This window comes from Pseudomonas sp. H3_E07, assembly GCF_054668895.1.
This window is the reverse complement of the sequence record NZ_CP162795.1, coordinates 2,998,968-3,021,698: the sequence shown is the minus strand read 5'-3', so window position 1 is coordinate 3,021,698 and position 22,731 is coordinate 2,998,968. Positions and strand designations below refer to the sequence as shown.

Below are 22,731 nucleotides of genomic sequence, written 5' to 3'. Positions count from 1 at the left end.
CCGTCAATCCGCCTCAGCCGTAACGGGCGCGCGGTAACTGTCCACCGTAAACCCGTAGACCGTGGCCGGTTGAATCCCCACGGCCACCACGCCCGCCACCGAGTCTTCCGACGCGAGCGTCAGCACTTCGCCCGGCAGGATGTACGTTCGCGGCAACGTTGCAACGCTTGCCTGCGGATGCAGTTGTACTTCCATCCCCAGGCGCACGACGTAAGGGCTGTTGTTGTGGACCCGCAACTGATCCCCTTCACGCTTCCATGTCAGCAACTGCCAGGGCGCGTCATGCCTGGCCAAGCCTTTGGGGTGCAGGATCAATGGCAGGCTCTGGCGCAGGGTGATACCAATGGTCGCACCGCCAGGCGCACGTGCCTCGGGGATGCCTTCAAAGGAAACTCGTTTCAGGCGTTGGGTCTTGAGCGGTTTCTTCGTGGTACTGATGAAGCGAACCAGTTGAGTGTCGCCCGCCTCCACCCGCGTAATCGGAGGCGTCACGATCAACAAGGGTTCGAGGTCTTCCGGTATGTTTTGTATGACTGAATGAAGTAACGCAGGGCGGGGGTCCGTGTTTTTAACATTAAGTGTCGCCTCACCTTCTTCTTCATTCAGTATGACAACGGTTGTCTCGGGCTGCATTCCGTCCGCGACTGCCATACCGCACAAAAAAAGGCAAAAGCTTATATAGCGCAGCAACGACGTCACGATTATTGATAGAACATTCACCGATTTTCCCCACAGCCATAAAGTTGAACACCCACAAACGCACACGCTAAAACAGCCGACACTTAACAAAGGCAAGTAAGTGCCTTTGCGTTTATGTCGGCTATCAATGACGTACTTAGATGTAATCCACTGACAGACTGGTGCGACCATCCAGCGTTACATCACGGGTCAGGTCCAAATCCTGCGTGCGATTGATAACGGCTTTCACTTCAAGCGTGCCTGTAAGACTGTTAACGAATGCCGGCACCACAGTGGTGCCGCTACGCCATGAATACTGGGAAGGCGATTGGGCGACTTTACCGTCACTGTTCTGCCAGGCCGCCCCCTGACTGCTGCGCATGATAGGGGTCAGGGTCCCGCTGGAAGATTGCAGGTTTTTGAGAGTCACGGAGTACCCACCGGTACGCTTGCTATTGGCAAGGCCCAGGCCATAGTTCTGAGCCTCGGTGAACCCGGCACCGAGGATGCCTGTCACCTTGCTGGCGGATTGCAGGTCGCTCAGCATCACTCGAAACTGCGCCGGTGCTTGGCCGCAACTGATGTTCAAGCCCACGGTTTTTGCTGCAAGAGGCGTGAACTGTGTCGGCGACAAGCTTGAGGCGGGAATTGTCTGGTAATCGACGATGCCGCCACCGGCGAGGCTAAGGTTGCACGCCACCGGTTTGATAGTCCCTCGTACAATCAGTTCAGCAACATTCGTTGCATGAGCCCCGATACTGGCGGCCAAGCAAAGAGCACCCACTGTCACACCAAGCATTTTTTTCATATTCAACCTGTCATCTGTAATGAGTAGGCGCATTTACGACGGCCGAAAATTCCGAGCCTAAATAAATAACACCACGGCGTAATTGCCGGATGACAGTCTGTCGTTTTTGTACCTGACTAAAGAATCAGATTAGGCATCAGTCATTGTGGGAACTGTAAAAACAAATAGTGAGCCAAGCCGAACGACTAAGTAGGCGCAAATACAAAACCAATAAGCTATTAATCGCTTCCTTGTAGGCAAAATCACAAACAGTATAAAAACAACAAAATGTTAATAACTCCTACAAAGATAAATCCCCGTTCTCTTTAAACTTAGAAAACCGCCCTACATTTCCCACAAGAATTCCTCACAGACACCTGCAGGAAAATTACCGAAGCGGTACGCGTTGGCACCAAAGGTCGATCGTGGCACGATGGCTGGGTTATCGACCGAGACCCCCTTACCATGCCGCAATCCCAAGCCAAGAATCTGTCCCTGATCGCCGCCATCGACCTGGGCTCCAACAGCTTTCACATGGTCGTGGCCAAGGCCCAGAACGGCGAAATCCGCATCCTTGAGCGGCTCGGCGAGAAAGTGCAACTGGCTGCCGGCATCGACGACGAGCGTCAGCTCAACGAAGAATCCATGCAGCGCGGGCTCGACTGCCTCAAGCGATTTGCCCAGTTGATCAACGGCATGCCCTTGGGTGCCGTGCGAATCGTCGGCACCAACGCGTTGCGTGAAGCCCGCAACCGTGGCGATTTCATCCGCCGCGCCGAGGAGATCCTTGGGCATCCGGTCGAAGTCATCTCCGGCCGAGAAGAGGCGCGTCTCATCTATCTAGGCGTGTCCCATACCTTGGCCGACACCCCCGGCAAACGCCTGGTCGCCGACATCGGCGGCGGCAGTACCGAATTCATCATTGGCCAACGCTTCGAACCGTTGCTGCGCGAAAGCCTGCAAATGGGGTGCGTCAGCTACACCCAGCGCTATTTCAAGGACGGCAAGATTACCCCGGCGCGCTATGCCCAGGCCTATACGGCGGCGCGGCTGGAGATCATGAGCATCGAGCACGCCTTGCACCGCCTGACCTGGGATGAAGCCATCGGCTCGTCCGGCACCATCCGCGCGATCGGCCTGGCCCTGAAAGCCGGCGGCCACGGCACTGGCGAAGTGAATGCCGAAGGCCTGGCGTGGCTCAAGCGCAAGCTGTTCAAGCTGGGGGATGCCGAGAAAATCGACTTTGACGGCATCAAGCCCGATCGTCGCACCATCTTCCCGGCCGGCCTGGCGATTCTCGAAGCGATCTTCGACGCCCTTGAGCTGCAACGCATGGACCACTGTGACGGCGCCCTGCGCGAAGGTGTGCTCTATGATCTGCTAGGCCGCCACCACCATGAAGACGTGCGTGAGCGCACGCTCACTTCGTTGATGGAGCGTTATCACGTCGACCTGCAACAGGCCGCCCGTGTGGAGCGCAAAGCCCTGCACGCCTTCGACCAGGTGGCCGAAGACTGGGACCTGGAAGACGGCGTATGGCGCGAGCTGCTGGGCTGGGCCGCCAAGGTGCATGAAGTGGGCCTGGATATCGCCCACTACCATTACCACAAGCACGGCGCTTACCTGATCGAGCACTCGGACCTGGCCGGCTTCTCCCGCGAAGACCAGCAAATGCTCGCCCTGCTGGTGCGCGGCCATCGCCGTAACATCCCCAAGGACAAATTCGCTGAATTCGGTGACGAAGGCATCAAGCTGATCCGCCTGTGCGTGCTGCTGCGCTTTGCGATCCTGTTCCACCATATTCGTGGTACCCAGGAAATGCCCCAAGTGACCCTGCGTGCCAACGGCGACAGCCTGGACGTGGTGTTCCCGAAAGGCTGGCTGGATGAAAACCAACTGACCCAGGCGGATTTTGGTCAGGAAGCCGAGTGGCTGACGCGGGTGGGGTTCAACCTGAACCTGCGCTGACCCGATCCAGACAACACCATACAACCAATGTGGAAGGGGGCTTGCTCCCGATTACGGTGGTTCAGTCAACGTATCCAGTGACTGACATACCGCAATCGGGAGCAGGCCCCTTCACACATTGGCCCGCGCAAAAACACCTTGCCCCTCCCGTTAGCCACTCATGCAGACCTGTCAGATATGACAGTTGTGCATATCTGCTGATCAATCTTTACTCCCGCTCACCCCTCTCGCGTAACAGGCAGTAACGCAGAGCACCCGTAGACCGCATCACCCCAAGGAAGGACTCACTATGAAATTATCGGCTATCACCCTTCTGGGCTTAGGCCTCTATGCGACAGGCCTGAGTGTCGCCCATGCAGCCACATGGACGCCTTTCGCCGTAACCGCAGGTGCGCAATGCGCGCCGATCGACATCAATGATAGCGGCATCACCGTGGGCAACTGCACGCCGGCCAGCACTACCGCCAACGATATTCCGTGGGTGGCCGTCGGTAGCGGCTCCCAGATCGCGCTCCCGCCCCTGGCGACCGGCCAACCGTGCCGCGTTTGGGCAGTGTCCAACACCGGGAAAGTAGTGGGCGATTGCAGGGACGCCAGCAACTCGCATTTCGGGACGACCTGGGAAGCCACGTCCCCCAGTACCGCGCCCACCAAACTGAATCCGCTGCCTTCCACGTGGTTAATTCCGCTGCTACGCCCCCAAGATGTCGCCACCGAAGGCGTTGCGATCAATGACCAAGGCGACGTGGCGGGGTCAAGCTATAACGCCGATAGCCGGGGTACCGTGGTGTTTTATGCGACCGGTAGCAGCACCCCGGAACGCGTGTCCGACTGGGGCGATAATTGCACCGTCGCGGACCTCAACCTGCCCACCACCGGCACCCCGAAAATCGCGCTCAATTGCCCGAACAATGCCGGCAACACCACTGCGCGAGTCGCGGAAAAAACCGGATCGTTCTATACCCTGACCGACCTGCCCCTGCCCCCTGGCGCCACTAACTGCATAGTCAACAGTGCCACTAAGGCCTCAAGCTTCGTCGGCACATGCCTCTATCCAAACTCGGCGGTGAATGTGGCGAAAAGTGCATTCTGGAGCAGCAAAACTGCCACCCCCTTGGTGCTGACCTTATCCTCGGGGTCTAAGAACATGGTTATCAATATCAACGAGATAGGCCAGGTATTGGTCTCCCAGAACACCGCCGATGGACGAAACCAGTACATGACCTGGCTACCCTCAACACTTCCCATCCCGATCATCACATTCATTCTTTTTCCGAGTGGAAGCGTATGGGGCGAAGCCGGTGCAATCGTCGGCGGTAATGTCGTTGGGCTGAATATCCTCACCAACGACCAATACTCACTGGGTTGCACCTGGACGCAGACGACGGGAAGCGTGTGTCTGCCGTCGATTGGCGGAGGCAAAAACAACCGGGTGACGGCTATCTCCAAAAACGGCGCGCATATGGCCGGTGTGGTCATGGATGCCACGCAAACCGCTATTGCTGTAACGGCGACGCTTCCGTGAAAAGCGGGGGATGCATGGCGTGTAAAGACTGAACAGGGTTAGCGCTATGACGCCAGCACTGCTGCGTATTGGCGGCAGTCCGTGAAAACTGGCCTGGGTAATGGTTATGCCGCTGCTTGTACTAAGGAAGGAGTTGCACTCATGAAATTCAAAATGGTTGTCAGTGGGTTCCTGTGTATGTGGGCCGTTAGCCAAGTAATGATGCCAAAACCCGCTGAGGCTGGAACTTGGGTAAACGGAACTTATTACCTAGGAGGTTCATATCCAAATAATTGGAGACTTTTGGAAGAGTTATTCGAACGCAAAGAAAAACCCACCGAGCGAACAGGAGCCGGGTCCCCTGCAGAGAAAAATGCCCCTAATCCTGCCGTTTGCAAAGGTGGCTACCGATGGGGGCGCGTGAGTCCTGGCGATGTAATAACAAAGATTTATTGCTAATGCCTTAACCGAAACACATCGAAAACCAATGTGGGAGCAAACCCCCTCCCACATTTTTTTGACCGCGTTGGGTTTTAATTCACGGTGAGAATCGGGCTACCCAACTTCTCCAACAACGTCGCCTGCGCACTGCGCGGGTTCTGGTTGCCGGTCGGCGTGTTGCGCACATAGCGGCCGTCCGACTGCAGGCTCCAGCTGTGGGTGTTGTCGGTGAGGTAGCTTTCCAGCTCTTTCTTGACCCGCATGATCAGCTTCTTGCCTTCCACCGGGAAGCACGTCTCGACACGCTTATCGAGGTTGCGCTCCATCCAGTCGGCACTGGAGAGGAACATCTGCTCTTCACCGCCGTTGAGGAAGTAGAACACCCGCGTGTGCTCCAGGAAGCGACCGATGATCGAGCGCACATGAATGTTGTGCGACACCCCGACAATGCCAGGGCGCAGGCAACACATGCCACGCACCACCAGGTCGATGCGCACACCGGACTGGCTGGCCTTGTACAGCGCGCGGATGATCTTCGGATCCGTCAGCGAGTTGAACTTGGCGATAATGTGCGCCGGCTTGCCGTCGAGGGCGAACTGGGTCTCGCGGGCAATCATGTCGAGCATGCCCTTCTTGAGGGTGAACGGCGCGTGCAGCAGCTTCTTCATGCGCAAGGTCTTGCCCATGCCGATCAACTGGCTGAACAGTTTGCCGACGTCTTCGCACAAGGCATCGTCGGAGGTCAGCAGGCTGTAGTCGGTGTAGAGCTTGGCGTTGCCGGCGTGGTAGTTACCGGTGCCCAAGTGGGCGTAGCGCACGATCTCACCGGCCTCACGGCGCAGGATCAGCATCATCTTGGCGTGGGTCTTGAAGCCCACCACGCCGTAGATCACCACCGCACCCGCCGCTTGCAGACGACTGGCCAGCTGCAGGTTGGATTCCTCATCGAAGCGCGCACGCAGCTCAATCACCGCCGTGACTTCCTTGCCGTTACGCGCGGCGTCGACCAGGGCATCGACGATTTCCGAGTTGGCGCCGGAGCGGTACAGGGTCTGGCGTACGGCCAGGACGTGCGGGTCCTTGGCGGCCTGCCGCAGCAGGTCGACCACCGGCGTAAAGGACTCGAACGGGTGCAGCAACAGGATGTCCTGCTTGCTCACCACACTGAAAATGTTCTCGCTGTTCTGCAGCAGTTTCGGGATCTGCGGGGTGAACGGCGTGTATTGCAGCTCCGGGTGGCTGTCCAGGCCGGTGATGCTGAACAGGCGCGTCAGGTTGACCGGACCATTGACCTGGTACAGCTCGGATTCGGCCAGGTTGAACTGTTTGAGCAGGTAGTCCGACAGGTGTTTCGGGCAGGTATCCGCTACTTCAAGCCGCACCGCATCACCGTAGCGCCGCGAGAACAACTCGCCGCGCAGGGCACGGGCCAAGTCTTCGACATCTTCGGAGTCCAGTGCCAGGTCGGCGTTACGGGTCAGGCGGAACTGGTAGCAGCCCTTGACCTTCATGCCCTGGAACAGGTCATCGGCGTGGGCATGGATCATCGACGAGAGGAATACATAGTTATCGCCAGCCCCCCCCACCTCTTCCGGTACCTTGATGATGCGTGGCAACAGGCGTGGGGCCGGGATGATGGCAAGGCCAGAATCGCGACCGAAGGCGTCGATACCTTCCAGCTCGACGATGAAGTTGAGGCTCTTGTTCACCAGCAATGGGAACGGGTGCGTCGGGTCGAGGCCGATCGGGGTGATGATCGGCGAGATCTCGTCACGGAAGTAACGGCGCACCCAGGTCTTGATCTTGGTGGTCCAGTGACGACGACGGATGAAGCGGACCTGATGTTTTTCCAGTTCCGGCAATAGGATATCGTTGAGGATCGCATATTGGCGGTCCACATGACCGTGCACCAACTCGCTGATACGTGCCAGGGCCTGATGCGGCTGCAGGCCGTCGGCGCCGGCTTGCTCGCGGGCGAAGGTGATCTGCTTCTTGAGGCCGGCGACACGGATTTCGAAGAATTCATCCAGGTTGCTGGAGAAGATCAGCAGGAATTTGAGCCGCTCCAGCAGCGGATAGGACTCGTCCAGCGCCTGCTCCAGCACGCGGATGTTGAATTGCAGTTGTGACAGCTCACGGTGGATGTACAGGCTGCTGTCATCCAGGTTGGTCACGGCGACCACCGGGGCCGGCACGGGCGGTTCGGCCACCACGGCAGGCGCGGCGGGCTCATGCTCCGGCGGGGTCTCGGTGACTTGTTCAACCACCGGGTGAGCGTCTTTTACGGCAACTTCTGAGAGTCCTTCGGTATTCATCGAATGTTCCTGTGAGGGCTATTGTTGCTCTCTAAGCAATTGGGCGGCGCGGGCGGCGAAGTAGGTCAGAATGCCATCAGCCCCGGCGCGTTTAAAGGCTGTCAGGGATTCAAGGATCACCCCTTCACTCAGCCATCCATTCTGTATTGCAGCCATGTGCATCGCGTACTCGCCGCTGACCTGATAGACAAACGTCGGCACCTTGAATTCTTCTTTGACCCGATAAAGGATGTCCAGGTACGGCATCCCCGGCTTGACCATCACCATGTCAGCGCCTTCGGCCAGGTCGACCGCTACTTCGTGCAGGGCTTCATGGCTGTTGGCCGGGTCCATCTGGTACGAAGCCTTGTTGGCCTTGCCCAGGTTCAGCGCCGAACCCACCGCGTCGCGGAACGGGCCGTAATAGGCGCTGGCGTACTTGGCCGAGTAGGCCATGATCCGCACATTGACGTGACCCGCCAGCTCCAGGGCTTCGCGAATCGCCTGGATGCGACCGTCCATCATGTCCGACGGCGCAACCACCTGGGCACCTGCCGCTGCGTGGGACAAGGCCTGCTTGACCAGTGCATCGACGGTGATGTCGTTCTGAACATAGCCGTCTTCGTCAAGAATGCCATCCTGACCGTGGGTGGTGAACGGGTCCAGCGCCACGTCAGTGATCACCCCAAGCTCCGGGAAACGCTCGCGCAAGGCGCGGGTGGCACGCTGGGCGATCCCTTCCGGGTTCCAGGCTTCGGCAGCATCCAGGGACTTGAGTTCAGAAGGCGTGACCGGGAACAGCGCCAATGCAGGAATTCCCAGCTCAACCCAACCGGCGGCCTCTTCAAGCAGCAGATCAATGGTCAAACGCTCCACACCGGGCATCGATGCCACCGCTTCCCGACGATTTTCTCCGTCCAGTACAAAGACCGGCAGGATCAGATCGTTGCTCGTCAGTACGTTTTCCCGCACCAGGCGGCGAGAGAAATCATCACGACGATTGCGACGCAGACGGGTGGCGGGGAACAGGCGATTGGCAGGGGTAAAGCTCACGACAGACTCCTGAGCCCGGGTTTACGGGCGAGCGTTGCAGTTATAAGCGGCCATTATGACGAAGGTATGACAGTTGTGCTTAAGGATGCGACCTGAAGTCGCATTCGTCACTTCTGTAGGAATTGTTCACTTCGTGACACATCTCGATACTTTCATGAATCTTCGTGAAGGCGTAGGCTGCGCGTTCATTTCGCCAGCACCCCAGACCATGCTTCAACAATTTCTGCATGACTTCGGCTACTTTGCGCTCTTCCTGGGCACCTTCTTTGAAGGCGAGACCATTCTGGTTCTCGCGGGCTTCCTGGCGTTCCGTGGCTACATGGATATCAACCTGGTGGTGGTCGTTGCCTTTTTCGGCAGCTATGCCGGCGATCAGCTTTGGTATTACATGGGCCGCAAGCACGGCCGTAAGCTGTTGGCGCGCAAGCCGCGCTGGCAATTAATGGGTGACAAGGCTCTGGAGCACATCCGCCGGCACCCGGATATCTGGGTGTTGAGCTTCCGCTTCGTCTACGGATTGCGCACGGTCATGCCGGTGGCGATCGGCCTTTCTGGCTATCCGCCATTGCGCTACCTGATCCTCAACGGTATTGGCGCCGCGATCTGGGCTTTGGCCTTAGGCGCTGCGGCCTATCACTTCGGGGCAGTGCTGGAAGGCATGCTGGGCAGCATCAAGAAATACGAGCTGTGGGTATTGGGCGCGTTGCTGCTACTGGGCTTCGGCCTGTGGCTGCGCCGCCGTATCAAGAATGCGCGCATTGCCCGCGAGGCCTGTGCCAAGGCCCGGCTCGCCGCCGAGCCGGTCCCGGTCGAAACGCCTAAGACACCAGTCGAGTAAACCGGCTTCTGCAGCAGTAGAGGCCAATCACGCTGAGCAGGCTGTAGCTCAGCAGGCCCAGCCAGCCCAGGTGGCTGGCTGGCCATAGCCCGACCAGCGGCGCCAGCCAAACCAGCGGCACATTCAGCACCAGCCGTAAAAGCTCGGCCTTCAGCGCCCATGGGCGATTCTCCAGGGCCACACCCAAGGTAAACAACCCCAGCGCCATGGCACTCCAGCCCAGGACCAGCGCCGCCGTGGGCAGCCCTTCGCCGACGTTCATCAAATAGCTGCCAAAGCCCACATACGCCGCAAATTGCAGGGCGATATAGATCTGCTGACGTACATCCAGCGGCACCTCGAATTTACGGAACTGCGTCAGGTCATGCTTGGCCAACGGGTACTTGGCCTTCACGTCCGCCGGGCGCCAGCCAGTGCGCATGAACCAGATACGCAACTTGTCCCACCCACGCTCGGTACGCCGCGCATCACTCCACAACTGCGCATAAAACTGCAGGTTGGCCCACAGTGGATTCCAGCTGGCCAAGGGCGTGGTCACGCCGAAGATCACCGGTTCGTTGTCGTCTTCTTCCTGGAAGGTGCCGAACAGCCGGTCCCAAAAAATGAACACCCCGCCGTAGTTGCGATCCATGTAGAGAGCGTTCTGTGCATGGTGGGCCCGATGATTGGACGGCGTGACGAAAAACCACTCATACCAGCCGAGCTTCGGCACATGCCGGGTGTGTACCCAGAATTGATAGAGCAAATTGAGCGATGCCACGCTGATAAACACCACCAATGGCACGCCGAGTACGGCCAGGGGCAGGTAGAAGACCCAGCTCAGCAGGAAACCGGTGCTGGTCTGGCGCAGGGCGGTGCTGAGGTTGTAGTCCTCGCTCTGGTGATGCACCGAGTGCGCGGCCCACAGGATGTTGCGTTCGTGGCCCATGCGATGCAGCCAGTAGTAGCAGAAGTCGTAGAACACGAAGGCGAACACCCAGGTCCAGACACTCTGGGCCGGCAGATCGATCACGGCGAGGTGCTTGAGGGCGAACGCGTAGGTCAACAGCCCCACGCCCTTGGTCAGCAGCCCCGTGGTGGTCGAGAGCACGCCGGTGCTGAGGCTATTGATGGCATCCGCCACCCGGTAGTTGCGCTCGCCGCGCCAGCGGTCGGCAAGCAGCTCTACCACGATCAAGGCGATGAAAAACGGTACCGCGTAAGGCACGAAGTCCATGGTCTGGTCCGGTCTATTTTTGTTACATCAAGATTAGGTGCAGCGACGCGAGATCCCATTGGCAACAGATGACAAATTAGTAGACATTTAACGCCAAGACCCCAGGAGAAATGCCCATGAGCAAAAAGATTGCAGTGATCCTTTCCGGCTGCGGCGTGTATGACGGCGCAGAGATCCAAGAAAGCGTGATCACCTTGCTGCGCCTGGACCAGCGCGGCGCTCAAGTCCAATGTTTTGCCCCGAACATCGCGCAACTGCACGTGATCAACCACCTCACCGGCGAAGAAATGCCCGAGTCACGCAACGTACTGGTGGAGTCGGCCCGAATTGCCCGCGGTGATGTGAAAGACATCCGCGAAGCCAATGCCGAAGACTTCGACGCGCTGATCGTGCCCGGCGGGTTTGGCGCGGCGAAGAACCTGTCGAACTTTGCCGTGGAAGGCGCCGGCTGCAGCGTCAACCCGCAGGTGTTGGAGCTGGCCGAGGCCTTTGCCGAAGGCGGCAAGCCTGTGGGGCTGATCTGTATCTCACCGGCCCTGGCGGCGAAGATCTATGGCCCGGGCGTGACCTGCACCATCGGCAACTGTGCCGACACGGCTGCCGCACTGGACAAAATGGGCGCCACCCACCAGGAGTGCACGGTGGAAGATATCGTCGAGGACAAGGCGCGCAAGCTGGTGAGCACGCCGGCTTATATGCTCGGCAAAAACATCAGTGAGGTCGCTTCGGGGATCAACAAGCTGGTGGACCGGGTGTTGGAACTCACCCACGAAAACGACTGACGAGCAGCCAATCATTCAACCGTGGTGCGCGGGCTCCCCTACCGAGGTCAACCGGGACGCATCAACTTAGTGAGAATGCGGTCCAGAGCATTGGCAAAGGCCTGCTTTTCCTTCTCGCCATGGGGCGGTGGACCACCGCCCATTTGGCCCTGTTCACGCAGGTCAGTGAACAGGTTACGCACCGCCAGGCGTTCGCTCATGTTCGCCGGGCTGAACTCCTTGCCCCGTGGATCGAGGGCGGTGACGCCCTTTTTCACCAGGCGGTCGGCCAGCGGCACGTCGCTGCAGATCACCAACTCGCCAGGCACCGCGTGCTCTACGAGGTAGTCATCCGCTGCATCCGGGCCGCTGGGCACCACGATCAGCTTCACACACGAAAAGCTCGGCTTGATCTGGCTCTGACCGGCCACCAGCACGACCTCGAACTGGCGCTTGAGGGCGAACTTCACCACCTGGTCCTTGGCTGCACGAGGGCAGGCATCGGCATCGATCCACACCCGCATGTCAGGCCGCCACTCGGCGCTTCTCGGCCACTCGGCTGCGGCCATACAACACCACGATCGCCAGGATCGCCACAGCCTGCGCACTCAGCGAGTATGCATCGGCGTGGATGCCCAGCCAGTCGAAGTCAAAGAACGCCACCGGGCGAGTACCGAAGATGCCGGCTTCCTGCAACGCCTTCACGCCATGCCCCGCAAATACTACCGACAGCGCGCACAGCAACGCCGCGTTGATGCCGAAGAACAGCGCCAGCGGCAACTTCGCCGAACCACGCAGGATCACCCACGCCAGGCCCACCAACAGCACCAGCGCCGTCGCACCACCCGCCAGCACGGCGTTGTGTCCAGCCGGGCCGGCTTGCAGCCACAGGGTTTCGTAGAACAGGATCACTTCGAACAGCTCGCGGTACACCGAGAAGAACGCCAGCATCGCGAAGCCGAAACGCCCGCCGCCGCCTACCAGGCTGCTCTTGATGTAGTCCTGCCAGGCGGCGGCGTGGCGGCGGTCGTGCATCCACACGCCGAGCCACAACACCATCACACTGGCAAACAGCGCCGTGCAGCCTTCAAGCAACTCGCGCTGGGCGCCACTCACGTCAATCACATATGCGGCCAATGCCCAGGTCGCCAGACCCGCCAACAGCGCCAGCCCCCAACCCACGTTGACGCTGCGCACCGCCGACTGCTGGCCGGTGTTACGCAGGAACGCGAGGATCGCCGCCAGCACCAGAATGGCTTCCAGGCCTTCGCGCAGCAGGATCAGCAAGCCGGAGATGTAGCTCAGCGACCAACTCAGGCCATCACTGCCCAGCAAGCCGGCGGACTCGGTGAGTTTGCCCTTGGCCACATCCAGGCGTTGCTGCACCTGCTCCACCGGCAAACCGTCCTGCAACGACTGCCGGTAGGCCATCAGCGCCTTCTCGGTGTCCTTGCGCACGTTGGCGTCGACGTTATCCAGCGAGCTTTCCACCAGCTCAAAGCCTTCCAGGTACGCGGCTACCGACAGGTCGTAGGCTTGTTCGTGGTCGCCGTTGCGGAATGCGGCCAGGCTCTTGTCCAGGGTGGTGGCGGTGTAATCGAGCAACTGCGCCGGGCCACGCTTGACCTGCGGCGGTTGCGCACGCTGGGCGCGGAACGTCGCGGCAGCAGCAGGGCCACTGGCGGCCAGTACTTCATTGGGGGTCTGGCGTGCCAGGTCCGCAAGGTTGAACGGTTGCTCGCTTTTCGCGGCGGCCGGGTCTGCGGTGAAGCCGGCGATATACGTGGCCAGGTCCCAGCGCTGGCGGTCGTCCAGTTGGTCGGAGAAGGACGGCATGTCGGTGCCTTCAACGCCCAGACCGAGGGTGTTGTAGACCGCATAGAGGCTCAGGCGGTCCAGGCGCACAGGGTCACGCAGATTGGCTGGTGGCGGCGTCATACCGACGCTGGCCGGGCCATCACCGGCCCCCGTCGTGCCGTGGCACACCGAGCAATGCTGGGCGTAGAGCGGCTCGCCGCGCGTTGGATCAGGGGTGATCGCCGGGGCTTGGCTGACCTCATAAGCCACGGCCAGTTGAGCGCCCAATTGACGGGCTTGCCGGGCGACTGTCGCACCGTCCTGACGGGCAGTGACAGCCGCTAACAGTTCATCGACGCCTTTGACCAACGCAGCGCGCTCCGGCCGCTGAGGGAGTTCTGCCACCAGGCCTTGCAGCACCCCGAGAAACTCAAGCTGTTCGCGGTATTCGGATTCATCGATCACCTTGCCCGCCTCCACCGTCGGTGGATAGTCAGCGCCAATGTAGTCCAGCAAATGCAGGGCTTGTGGGGCGCCCTCGGCAGTCGCGGCCAACAGGTTGAAGCTGCACGACATCAACGCCGGCAACAGTAGCCAGACGAGAAAACGGAAGGGGGCAGTCATGAACGAATCTCAAATGGAAATACGAAGTAACACATTGTTAGGCTTTAACGGGTTTGACTCAAGGCGTAAGTGATTTGGCGTTTTTAGAGATGGGCACTATCACATCGAGTGGCAGGCGACAGGAGATGATCTCGGCGTTTACCGCACGCAACACAAATCAAATGTGGGCGCTGGCTCGCCTGCGATGCAGACACCCCCGTGTTTCAGAAACACCGAGGTGATGCTATCGCCGGCAAGCCAGCGCCCACATGTTTGATCCGGTTTCGTCAGTTATGCCGTTGCGCGGTGCAGGCTGGCGAGAAAGCCCGCCGCCCCCACAAACAACCCCGCAAACGTACGGTTCAGACGTTTCTGTTGCTTAGGCGTACGCAGCAGGCGCAACACCTTCGACGCCAACCCCGTATAACCCGCCATCACCACCATATCGACGCAGATCATCGTCGCCCCCAGGATCAGGTACTGGATCAGCAGCGGCGCCTGCGGGTTCACGAACTGCGGCAGTACCGCCAGCATGAACACCAGGGCCTTGGGGTTGCTGGCATTCACCAGAAAGCCGCGGAACATCATCGCCATCGGCTTGCCGATCGGGCGCACGGCCGCTTCATCGGTCATGTCCATGGGCAAAGCGCGCCATTGCTTGATGGCCAAGTACACCAGGTACGCCACGCCAAACCATTTGATCGCATAGAAGGCGGTGGAAGACGTCGCCAGAATGGCACCCAGGCCGCAAGCAACGACGGCAATCTGCATCGCCAGGCCCAGTTGCAGGCCGATGGCGTTCCAGTAACCACGCAGGAAACCGTATTGCAGGCCGCTGGACATCGAGGCGATGGCGCCAGCGCCAGGAGAAAGGGAGATGATCCAACTGGCCAGGAAAAAGGCCAGCCACGTATCGAGTGCCATTGCACACCTCGGAAGGGAGTTCGCTGTTGTGCCTTAAGCTAACTCCGCCGACCAAAGGCTGGCTATAGATTTTTACAAGATGTGAATGCTAGCGGTCGCCCGGAAACACGTGGGTACCTGGCCACCGCCGAACAGAACGCTGGAAAAACAGACTGTTGGGCACTTGCACCATCGCGCTGTCAGTACCCGCCTCTGCCACTTCGATCAACGTGGTGTAGAGCAGATTGATCGCCACGACACGACCCTTCACCCCCGGTTTGTCGACGGTATCCACCAATTCGACGATATCGCCCAGGCGAAACGGCCCGACAGTGAAGATCAGAATGGCGCACAGCAGGTTGGACAGTACCGACCACATGGCGAAGAACGCCACCGCGGCGACCGCGACAAACCCCGACAGCGCCGTCCACAACACCGTGGCAGACACACCCAGGCGGCCCAGCACAAAAATCAACGCACTGCCCATGATCAGCCAGCGCAGGCCCCCGCGCAGCGGCATCAGCAGTTGCGGCGGAAACGGGTAGCGCTCACCCAAGCGAGTGAGGCCCTTGGCGACAAAGCGCTGGGCGAGGTAGCCGGCCAGCAGGATCAGCAGGATTTGCACGCCGACCCAGACGGGTTCGACCCACTGCGTCGGTATTGGCAGTTGCAACGCTTCCATCAGGACAGCGCCTCCAGCTCCGCTTGCAGGGTTTCGAGCAGTTCGAGGGCTTCCATCCAGGTTTCCTCCAATTGCCCTTCGCGTACCTTGAGCTTGGCCTGTTCAGCCAGCAGGTCGCGCAACTCGTCCTTGCGGGCAGCCTCGTAGACGGCGCTGTCGCCCAGGCTGGTCTCGATCTTGGCCAGGCGCTCGTGCACCTTGCCCAACTCGGCTTCCAGCTTGTCGGCTTCACGCTTGTGCGGCGCCAATTGTTGGCGTAACGCAGCGGCAGCCTGACGTTGGGCTTTCTTGTCGGTCTTGTCGGGGTTGACCGGGGTATTGCTGACCGGCGCGTTGCGCAGGCGGTAATCCGTCAGCCAGCGCGCGTAGTCGTCCAGGTCACCGTCGAACTCTTCGACTTTACCGTCCGCCACCAGCAGGAAGTTGTCCGTGGTGCTCTTGAGCAAGTGGCGATCGTGAGACACCACCAATACCGCACCGCTGAATTCCTGGAGGGCCATGGTCAGCGCCAGGCGCATTTCCAGGTCCAGGTGGTTGGTCGGTTCGTCGAGCAGCAACAGGTTCGGACGGTCCCAGGCGATCAATGCCAGGGCCAGGCGGGCTTTTTCACCGCCGGAGAAGTTCAGCACTGGCTCGTCGATGCGCGCACCACGGAAGTCGAACCCCCCGAGGAAATCGCGCAGGGTCTGCTCGCGCTCGGTCGGCGCCAGACGCTGCAGGTGCAGCAACGGGCTAGCCTTGGAATCGAGAGAATCCAGCTGATGCTGGGCGAAGTAGCCCACCACCGTATTCTCGCCACGGGTCAGGCGGCCGGCCAGAGGCGAAAGCTCGCCCGACAGGTTCTTGATCAGTGTCGATTTACCCGCACCGTTGGGGCCGAGCAAACCGATGCGCGCACCCGGCGTGAGCTGCAGCTTCACTTTTTCCAGGATGGTTTTGTCGCCATAACCCAGGCGTGCATCGGAAAGATCCAGCAGCGGGCTGGAGATCTTCACCGACTCGCGGAACACGAAGTCGAACGGCGAATCGACGTGCGCCGCCGACAGTTCCTCCATGCGCTCCAGGGCCTTGATCCGGCTCTGGGCCTGGCGGGCCTTGGTGGCCTGGGCCTTGAAGCGGGCGATGTAGCTTTCCATGTGCGCGCGCTGCGCCTGCTGCTTCTCGTAGGCCTGTTGTTGCTGGGCCAAGCGTTCGGCGCGAGCACGTTCGAACGCGGTGTAGCCGCCACGGTAGAGCGTGATTTTCTTCTGTTCGACGTGGGCAATGTTGTCGACCACGGCGTCGAGAAAATCCCGGTCGTGGGAGATCAGCAGCAAGGTGCCCTGATAATTCTTGAGGAAGTCTTCCAGCCACAGGATCGCATCGAGGTCCAAGTGGTTGGTCGGTTCGTCGAGCAGCAACAGGTCCGAAGGGCACATCAGCGCCTGTGCAAGGTTCAAGCGCATGCGCCAGCCGCCAGAGAAGTCGGCGACCGGGCGGTCCATCTGTTCGTTGGTAAAACCAAGGCCGGCGAGCATCTTGCGGGCGCGGGCGTCGGCGGTGTAGCCGTCGGCGCTGTCCAACTCGGAATGCAGGCGAGCCTGGGCGGCGCCGTCCTGGGCTTTCTCGGCCTCGGCCAGGTCGTGTTGCACCTGGCGCAGGCGCAGGTCGCCATCGAGCACGTAGTCGATCGCGATGCGGTCCAGGGTGTCGATCTCCTGGCGCATATGGGCGATGCGCCAGTCGGCGGGCAGCAAGCAGTCCCCGGAATCCGGGGTCAGCTCACCCAGCAGCAGGGCGAACAACGTGGATTTGCCGGCGCCGTTGGCACCGATCAGGCCGGCTTTGTGACCGGCGTGCAGGGTCAGCTCGGCGTCTTCGAGAAGACGTTGCGGGCCACGCTGTAATGTTAGGCTTTGAAGTCGGATCATAATGGCGGCGGAGTCTACCAGCTTCGTTGGCCGCTGGCTTGGGTGTGAATATGAACGCTGACCTGTGGAGCTTTGCCCTCACGACCTACGCCCGTCCGGGTGTCGAAGCCGCATGCCTGCGTTTGCAGGAGCAAGGCGCAGATGTGTGCCTGTTGCTGTGTGGTGCGTGGTTGGAGCAGCGCGCTGTGGCAGTAACCACCGAGCGTCTGCAAGCGCTGAGACAGATTGCCAGGCCGTGGCGGACACAAGTGATCGAACCGTTACGTCGAGTACGCACACAATGGCGTGGCATGGCGCAGCAGGATGAAGATCTGGCGGGGTTACGCGAGCGGGTAAAGGCCCTGGAGCTGGACGCCGAACGGCAGTTGCTGGCGCGACTGGAAGCACTGGCACAATCGTGGCCGGCAGGCGATGCGATGGACCCGCAACTGTGGCTGGAAGGACTGGCGGCTGAGGATGCCGCCAACCTTGACCACGGCGCGCTGCATCAGCTGCGCCCCGTGGCCACCAGCACTTAGGAAGCGCTGGTTGGGTTGGTGCTTGGCGCTACCGGAGCAGGGGTGCTGCTGGCCGGTGCAGTTGGGGCGGTGGATGCTACCGGGGCAGCAGCAGGTGTTGCTGGCTTGGCCGCTGCTGGTTTTGCGGCAGCTGGCTTGGCAACGGCTGGCTTTGCAGCGGGTTTTGCCGCAGCAGGTTTAGCGGCTGGCTTGGCGGCTGGTTTGGCAGCAGCAGGTTTGGCAGCTGGCTTGGCGGCCGGTTTGGCAGCAGCGGGTTTGGCAGCTGGCTTGGCGGCCGGTTTTGCAGCAGCGGTTTTAGCAGCTGGCTTGGCGGCTGGTTTTGCAGCAGCAGGTTTGGCAGCTGGCTTGGCGGCTGGTTTCGCAGCAGCAGGTTTAGCAGCTGGCTTGGCGGCTGGTTTTGCAGCAGCGGTTTTGGCAGCTGGCTTGGCGGCTGGTTTCGCAGCAGCGGTTTTAGCAACTGGCTTGGCGGCTGGTTTTGCAGCAGCAGTTTTGGCAGCTGGCTTGGCGGCTGGTTTCGCAGCAGCAGTTTTTGCAACTGGCTTGGCGGCTGGTTTCGCAGCAGCGGTTTTGGCAGCTGGCTTGGCGGCTGGTTTTGCAGCAGCGGTTTTGGCAACTGGCTTGGCGGCTGGTTTTGCAGCAGCAGTTTTGGCAGCTGGCTTGGCGGCTGGTTTTGCAGCAGCGGTTTTGGCAGCAGGTTTTGCGGTGGCTTTAACCGGTGCCTTGGCAGCAACAGCTTTGCTCGCCGGCTTTTTCGCCGAGCTCGCAGCAACAACTTTTGCAGGGGTACGAGCGCCCAGCACTTTAGCCACAGCTTCTTTCACACGACCAACGCCCTGGGCCAGTTTCAGGCTTTCCTGAGCATCTTTTTTGAGTTGGGAAATGTAGGCGCGGGTTTCAGCTTGGCGATCCTTGAGGGCGTCCAGCAGATCCTCAAGTTCTTTGACAGCGTCTTTGGCTTTGGCTTGAGCCTTGGCCTTGCCGGCAGTCGCGGCGTCTTGCAGTTTGGTGCGGGATTTGTGCAGCTTTTCTTGCGCTTTACCGCGTTGTTTTTCCAGCTTGGCGAGCAGTTTTTCTGCATCGGCCAACGCTTGGGAACAGGCGCTTTCCAGATGTTCGAGCAAGCTGCCCGAAAGTTGTTGGAGTAAATGCAACGGGGTATTAACAGGCTTCTGTTTGGCCGACATGGTTTACCTCCTGGCTGACGTGGGTGCGGCTCATACTAGCCCTCTGCTCTTACCGCCGCTAGGGCATGTTGACAGTATCGTTTGACTTGCGTTGCACCGTGCGGAAATTCTTATCGATATAACGAAAATACACGGCTCTTTTTACCCGTTCACACTGGCATAATCCGTCGCACTTTCGGCGGGAGAATCCCCATGTCGCGTTATCTTTTCCTTGTGCTTGGCTTGGCGATATCAGGGGCCAATGCGAGCGAGCAATCGCCCGCAAAAACCACTGAACCAAACCAGCACGACCTCGCCTACAGCCTTGGCGCAAGCCTCGGCGAACGCTTGCGCCAGGAGGTTCCCGACCTGCAGCTGCAGGCGTTGATCGACGGTCTAAAGCAAGCGTATCAAGGCAAGCCGTTGGCACTGGACAACGCACGCATCGAGCAGATTCTTGCCCAGCACGAAGCACAGACCGAAACCGACTCGCAGGCATCGCAAAGCGAAAAAGCACTCGCGGCCGAACACCAATTCCTGAACAAGGAAAAAGCCGTAAAAGGCGTGCGCGAATTAGCGGATGGAATCTTGCTCACCGAGCTCACCCCCGGCACTGGCGACAAGCCAACGGCCAGCGATCAAGTTCAAGTGAAGTACGTGGGGCGGTTACCCGATGGGACGGTGTTCGACCAAAGCACGCAACCCCAGTGGTTTCGCCTGGACAGCGTGATCAACGGCTGGAGCAGTGCATTGCAACAGATGCCGGTGGGTGCGAAATGGCGCCTGGTGATCCCATCAGCCCAGGCCTATGGCGCTGACGGTGCCGGCGAATTGATTCCGCCCTATTCCCCCCTGGTGTTCGAGATCGAGTTACTCGGCACCCGACACTGAGGCCATAAAAAACGGTGCGTCATGCGCACCGTTTTTTGTAGGGCTGTCGAGGGTCAAGCCTGGGTAGCAGGCTCTTCCTTATGAGCGTTGTGCAGCACTTCGATCAAGCAATCTTCCAGCTCGAATCGCTCATGCAACAGTGCGCCCAATTCTTTGAATTTTGCAGCAACACAGTTTCCGGCATCACACAGGTCGGTGAAGGCCAATAGCTTTTCGGTGATGACATCGATGCGTGGGTAAATGGTCTCAGCCAATTCCAAGCCACGCTGATCGTCGAAGGCTTCCGCCTCCTTGGTCAGCTGTTCGTAGACGCCGAAATGGCCGGCTGACACGTAGTCCACCAACACACCGCAGAAATCCTGCAACGGTTCACGGTTCTCCGCCAGTGCCTCGGGCTTGGCGCCGAGTGCATCAAAGGCCCGAACCAGTTCGTGACGTGCCTTCAGCCAGCTGTCGATCAGCTTGTGCACCCCACCCCAGCGTTCCTGAGCATTCTGACAACTTTCCAGCATGGTGATCTCTCTTCCCTATAGGGGCGCTGCCGCCTGGTGCCCGCGCAACACTTCAAGGATAAAGCAACAGCGGGACAAGGCCGCATCTGACAAACGGTTTCAATGACACGTGCGGGCCAGATTATGCCCGCATGACTGTGGCTTCAAGGTACGCAGGAGAGAAAGTTCATACAAGTGTTTAATCCCGTCTTACGAACTGTGAGTGGCCTTCAGCGTCTCGCCGGGCGCAAACGATGGCTTGAAAGCAGCGGTGAAAACTGTATGGCACCCAGGATCAACATCCCGACGAAGAACAACAAGCTCCACTCCGGCAGGCTCAAGTCAAACAGCGTCCAACTGATATCCATGCAGTCGACGGTGCCTTTGACCGTCAATTGCAGGGCCTGCCAAACCGACAGGTTTTCGATCATGTAGTGCAGGCTGGGCCAGCAATCAGCCGCCTGGTCCGGTGCGGCGTTTTGTAGCAACACCTGGCGCACGGCGGTAATGGCGCCGAGCAACGCGAAGACCATGCCTGCCAGCCCATACAGGCAACTCACCAGACGCCTGGGGTTATGGATCGCGGCGACCAGATTGATCAATGTGAAAGCCGCCAGGAACCCCCTTTGCATCTGACACAGGAAGCAAGGGCGCAGGGAGACGCCGAACTCGAGGTAAAAGGACGCGCCCAATGTCAGCGCACCTGCCAGGAACGCAAGGAAAAACAAGGAGCGTGAAGGGGCCAAAGACATGCTTTATCCGCACAGCGAAAGATAGGTCGCTACGGTAGAGGAAAGGCCTGACCCCTTTCAATACGTGCCAGAGCAGACGATTCCGCGAGAGGGTAAGGACTTACCGCCAGAAGATGGAGGACGTTGGATTGTTCAGCGTCGGACGCTGCCCACAAACGCTCTACAAACAGTTTTTCAAGGTCGAAAGGGGTTGGCCGCCAGACATGTCCGAGCCAACCCTCATCTACCTTCCTACATCAGGCCCGAACTGGGACAGGCAGCGGGGACGCCAGCAAACGGTTATCCAGGAGCCCCAGCCCTTCTTGGAACAACTGGTTGCTGCGGTCGGTGTCACCCAGTTGCGCCAACAAACGCGCCAATTCGGCACAGGCCTCGGGATTGCGCTGCACCTGAAGGCTGCTTTCCAGATAATCCCGCGCTTTGCCCCACAGGCTGTTTTGCAGGCACAGGCGGCCCAGCGTCAGCAGCAGGCTGGCATCCCCTGGATGGTCCTTGAGCCAACCTTCGGCAAACTTCAATTGCTTGGCCGGGTCACCGCCGCGCAGCAAGCCGTAGAGTCGAATCAAATGACTGTCGTAGCCACGCTTGATTGCGCCGCGCAGTGCTTCTTCGGCCTTGGCATCGGCGCCCAATTGGCGCAGTTGCTCGGCATAAGCCAGGACCAGTTGCGGCTCCTGGCGCTGGGCGGACGTGAGTTGCTGCCAGGCCCGCTCAAGGGACTGCAAACCGGCCTCGCCCTGCTCTTCACGCTGGGCCGCGAGGCTCAGGTTCTCGCCCCACGCCCGTCGCTCAAGCTCGGCCAGTTCACTGGCGGGCAGCACTTTATCCTTGCGCAGCTCAGGCAAAAGACGGATCACCGAAGACCAATCGCCCCGCTGCTGATGCAAGCGCTGCAGTTGACGCAGGACTTGGGCGTTATGAGGATGACGTTCATGCATGGTCTGCAAAGTGGTCAGTGCGCCGTCAGTATCACCGCGGTCAAGCTGCAGTTGCGCATGGCTCAAGGCAACCGCCAGCTCGGCCTGGGGCTGACGCTCCAGGGCGCGTTCCAGCAAGCCGTCGGACTCTTCGTAACGTCCCTGCTCATTCGCGGCACGGGCTGCGCCGAGGTAATACAGCAGCGGCTGACGCTCGGCTTCGGCGGCACGGTGCAAGTGGCGCTCAGCGCTGGCCCAGCGGCCCTCGGCGAGGTCCATCTGACCTTGCTCGATTGCAATCTGTACGCGACGGCTGCGGTTACGCCGCGACCAGGGGTTGACCACGCCACCGGAAGTGGTGACCAGGCTCAACAACACACGGATCAGGTAGATCGCCAGGCCGATGGCAAATACCGCAACCAAGGTTGCCCAGAGGCTCGACTCGTAATGCAGCACATGAGGATAAGTAATCAGCACGTAGCCGGTGTGTTTCGAAATGCCCACTGCCAGTGCCAGCGCGATTGCAATCGCCAGAACCAGGATCACATAGAAACGTTTCATCGG

General features: G+C 59.8%; 20 protein-coding genes. 6 read left to right on the top strand and 14 right to left on the bottom strand.

What is annotated here, in order from left to right; genetic code table 11:
• Positions 1–3 precede the first annotated feature (3 nt).
• Positions 4–651, bottom strand: coding sequence for a fimbria/pilus chaperone family protein (locus tag AB4O08_RS13660; RefSeq protein ID WP_231501120.1), 648 nt, complete (start codon positions 649–651; stop codon positions 4–6).
• 184 nt (positions 652–835) lie between these two features.
• The gene (locus tag AB4O08_RS13655) at positions 836–1,486 is read right to left on the bottom strand and encodes a DUF1120 domain-containing protein (protein ID WP_029529026.1); all 651 of its coding nucleotides are present in this window, start codon (positions 1,484–1,486) and stop codon (positions 836–838) included.
• Between the two features lie 444 nt (positions 1,487–1,930).
• On the opposite strand from AB4O08_RS13655, the gene ppx reads away from it, so the two are divergent.
• Together ppx and AB4O08_RS13645 are read left to right on the top strand one after the other, a co-directional pair.
• Positions 1,931–3,433, top strand: coding sequence for an exopolyphosphatase (ppx, locus tag AB4O08_RS13650; protein WP_010207414.1), 1,503 nt, complete (start codon positions 1,931–1,933; stop codon positions 3,431–3,433).
• Positions 3,434–3,722: 289 nt separating this feature from the next.
• Positions 3,723–4,958 (top strand): hypothetical protein, encoded by a 1,236-nt coding sequence (locus AB4O08_RS13645; protein WP_305436700.1) that lies wholly within the window; start codon positions 3,723–3,725, stop codon positions 4,956–4,958.
• Between the two features lie 512 nt (positions 4,959–5,470).
• On the opposite strand, the gene ppk1 is transcribed toward AB4O08_RS13645, so the two are convergent.
• The gene (ppk1, locus tag AB4O08_RS13640; protein WP_010207416.1) at positions 5,471–7,693 is read right to left on the bottom strand and encodes a polyphosphate kinase 1; all 2,223 of its coding nucleotides are present in this window, start codon (positions 7,691–7,693) and stop codon (positions 5,471–5,473) included.
• Between the two features lie 18 nt (positions 7,694–7,711).
• Positions 7,712–8,725: a porphobilinogen synthase gene (gene hemB, locus AB4O08_RS13635; RefSeq protein WP_069672952.1), complete on the bottom strand. Its 1,014-nt coding sequence runs from the start codon at positions 8,723–8,725 to the stop codon at positions 7,712–7,714.
• A 208-nt stretch (positions 8,726–8,933) separates the two neighbouring features.
• On the opposite strand from hemB, the gene AB4O08_RS13630 reads away from it, so the two are divergent.
• Positions 8,934–9,563 (top strand): DedA family protein, encoded by a 630-nt coding sequence (locus AB4O08_RS13630; protein ID WP_010207418.1) that lies wholly within the window; start codon positions 8,934–8,936, stop codon positions 9,561–9,563.
• Here AB4O08_RS13630 and AB4O08_RS13625 read toward each other — a convergent pair.
• On the bottom strand, positions 9,544–10,779 hold the full coding sequence (locus tag AB4O08_RS13625; protein ID WP_021492617.1) for a sterol desaturase family protein: 1,236 nt from the start codon (positions 10,777–10,779) through the stop codon (positions 9,544–9,546). The genes AB4O08_RS13630 and AB4O08_RS13625 overlap by 20 nt on opposite strands.
• Positions 10,780–10,895: 116 nt before the next feature.
• Between AB4O08_RS13625 and elbB the strand changes: the two genes are divergently transcribed.
• Positions 10,896–11,561: an isoprenoid biosynthesis glyoxalase ElbB gene (gene elbB, locus AB4O08_RS13620; RefSeq protein WP_460114182.1), complete on the top strand. Its 666-nt coding sequence runs from the start codon at positions 10,896–10,898 to the stop codon at positions 11,559–11,561.
• A gap of 47 nt (positions 11,562–11,608) precedes the next feature.
• On the opposite strand, the gene AB4O08_RS13615 is transcribed toward elbB, so the two are convergent.
• From AB4O08_RS13615 to AB4O08_RS13595, 5 genes are all read right to left on the bottom strand, one after another.
• On the bottom strand, positions 11,609–12,064 hold the full coding sequence (locus tag AB4O08_RS13615) for a YaiI/YqxD family protein (RefSeq protein ID WP_021492616.1): 456 nt from the start codon (positions 12,062–12,064) through the stop codon (positions 11,609–11,611).
• Between the two features lies 1 nt (position 12,065).
• Positions 12,066–13,961, bottom strand: a complete 1,896-nt coding sequence (locus tag AB4O08_RS13610) for an FTR1 family protein (RefSeq protein WP_010207422.1) — start codon at positions 13,959–13,961, stop codon at positions 12,066–12,068.
• Positions 13,962–14,231: 270 nt separating this feature from the next.
• Positions 14,232–14,864 (bottom strand): LysE family transporter, encoded by a 633-nt coding sequence (locus AB4O08_RS13605; protein WP_010207423.1) that lies wholly within the window; start codon positions 14,862–14,864, stop codon positions 14,232–14,234.
• A gap of 88 nt (positions 14,865–14,952) precedes the next feature.
• Positions 14,953–15,525, bottom strand: coding sequence for a mechanosensitive ion channel family protein (locus tag AB4O08_RS13600; RefSeq protein ID WP_010207425.1), 573 nt, complete (start codon positions 15,523–15,525; stop codon positions 14,953–14,955).
• Positions 15,525–17,435 (bottom strand): ATP-binding cassette domain-containing protein, encoded by a 1,911-nt coding sequence (locus AB4O08_RS13595; RefSeq protein WP_010207427.1) that lies wholly within the window; start codon positions 17,433–17,435, stop codon positions 15,525–15,527. The genes AB4O08_RS13600 and AB4O08_RS13595 overlap by 1 nt, the downstream gene beginning before the upstream one ends.
• Before the next feature lie 50 nt (positions 17,436–17,485).
• Between AB4O08_RS13595 and AB4O08_RS13590 the strand changes: the two genes are divergently transcribed.
• A complete protein-coding gene (locus tag AB4O08_RS13590) occupies positions 17,486–17,953 on the top strand; it encodes a TIGR02444 family protein (RefSeq protein WP_021492614.1) in 468 nt (155 codons plus the stop codon).
• On the opposite strand, the gene AB4O08_RS13585 is transcribed toward AB4O08_RS13590, so the two are convergent.
• Positions 17,950–19,137, bottom strand: a complete 1,188-nt coding sequence (locus AB4O08_RS13585) for an AlgP family protein (protein WP_137205812.1) — start codon at positions 19,135–19,137, stop codon at positions 17,950–17,952. The genes AB4O08_RS13590 and AB4O08_RS13585 overlap by 4 nt on opposite strands.
• A gap of 192 nt (positions 19,138–19,329) precedes the next feature.
• On the opposite strand from AB4O08_RS13585, the gene AB4O08_RS13580 reads away from it, so the two are divergent.
• Positions 19,330–20,007, top strand: a complete 678-nt coding sequence (locus AB4O08_RS13580) for an FKBP-type peptidyl-prolyl cis-trans isomerase (protein WP_010207431.1) — start codon at positions 19,330–19,332, stop codon at positions 20,005–20,007.
• 53 nt (positions 20,008–20,060) lie between these two features.
• Here AB4O08_RS13580 and AB4O08_RS13575 read toward each other — a convergent pair whose 3' ends face one another.
• The 3 genes from AB4O08_RS13575 to AB4O08_RS13565 all read right to left on the bottom strand — a co-directional run bounded on the left by AB4O08_RS13575 (position 20,061) and on the right by AB4O08_RS13565 (position 22,728).
• A complete protein-coding gene (locus tag AB4O08_RS13575; protein ID WP_010207432.1) occupies positions 20,061–20,519 on the bottom strand; it encodes an Rsd/AlgQ family anti-sigma factor in 459 nt (152 codons plus the stop codon).
• Between the two features lie 209 nt (positions 20,520–20,728).
• Positions 20,729–21,250, bottom strand: coding sequence for a disulfide bond formation protein B (locus AB4O08_RS13570; protein ID WP_010207433.1), 522 nt, complete (start codon positions 21,248–21,250; stop codon positions 20,729–20,731).
• A 236-nt stretch (positions 21,251–21,486) separates the two neighbouring features.
• A complete protein-coding gene (locus AB4O08_RS13565) occupies positions 21,487–22,728 on the bottom strand; it encodes a heme biosynthesis protein HemY (protein WP_010207434.1) in 1,242 nt (413 codons plus the stop codon).
• Positions 22,729–22,731 lie beyond the last annotated feature (3 nt).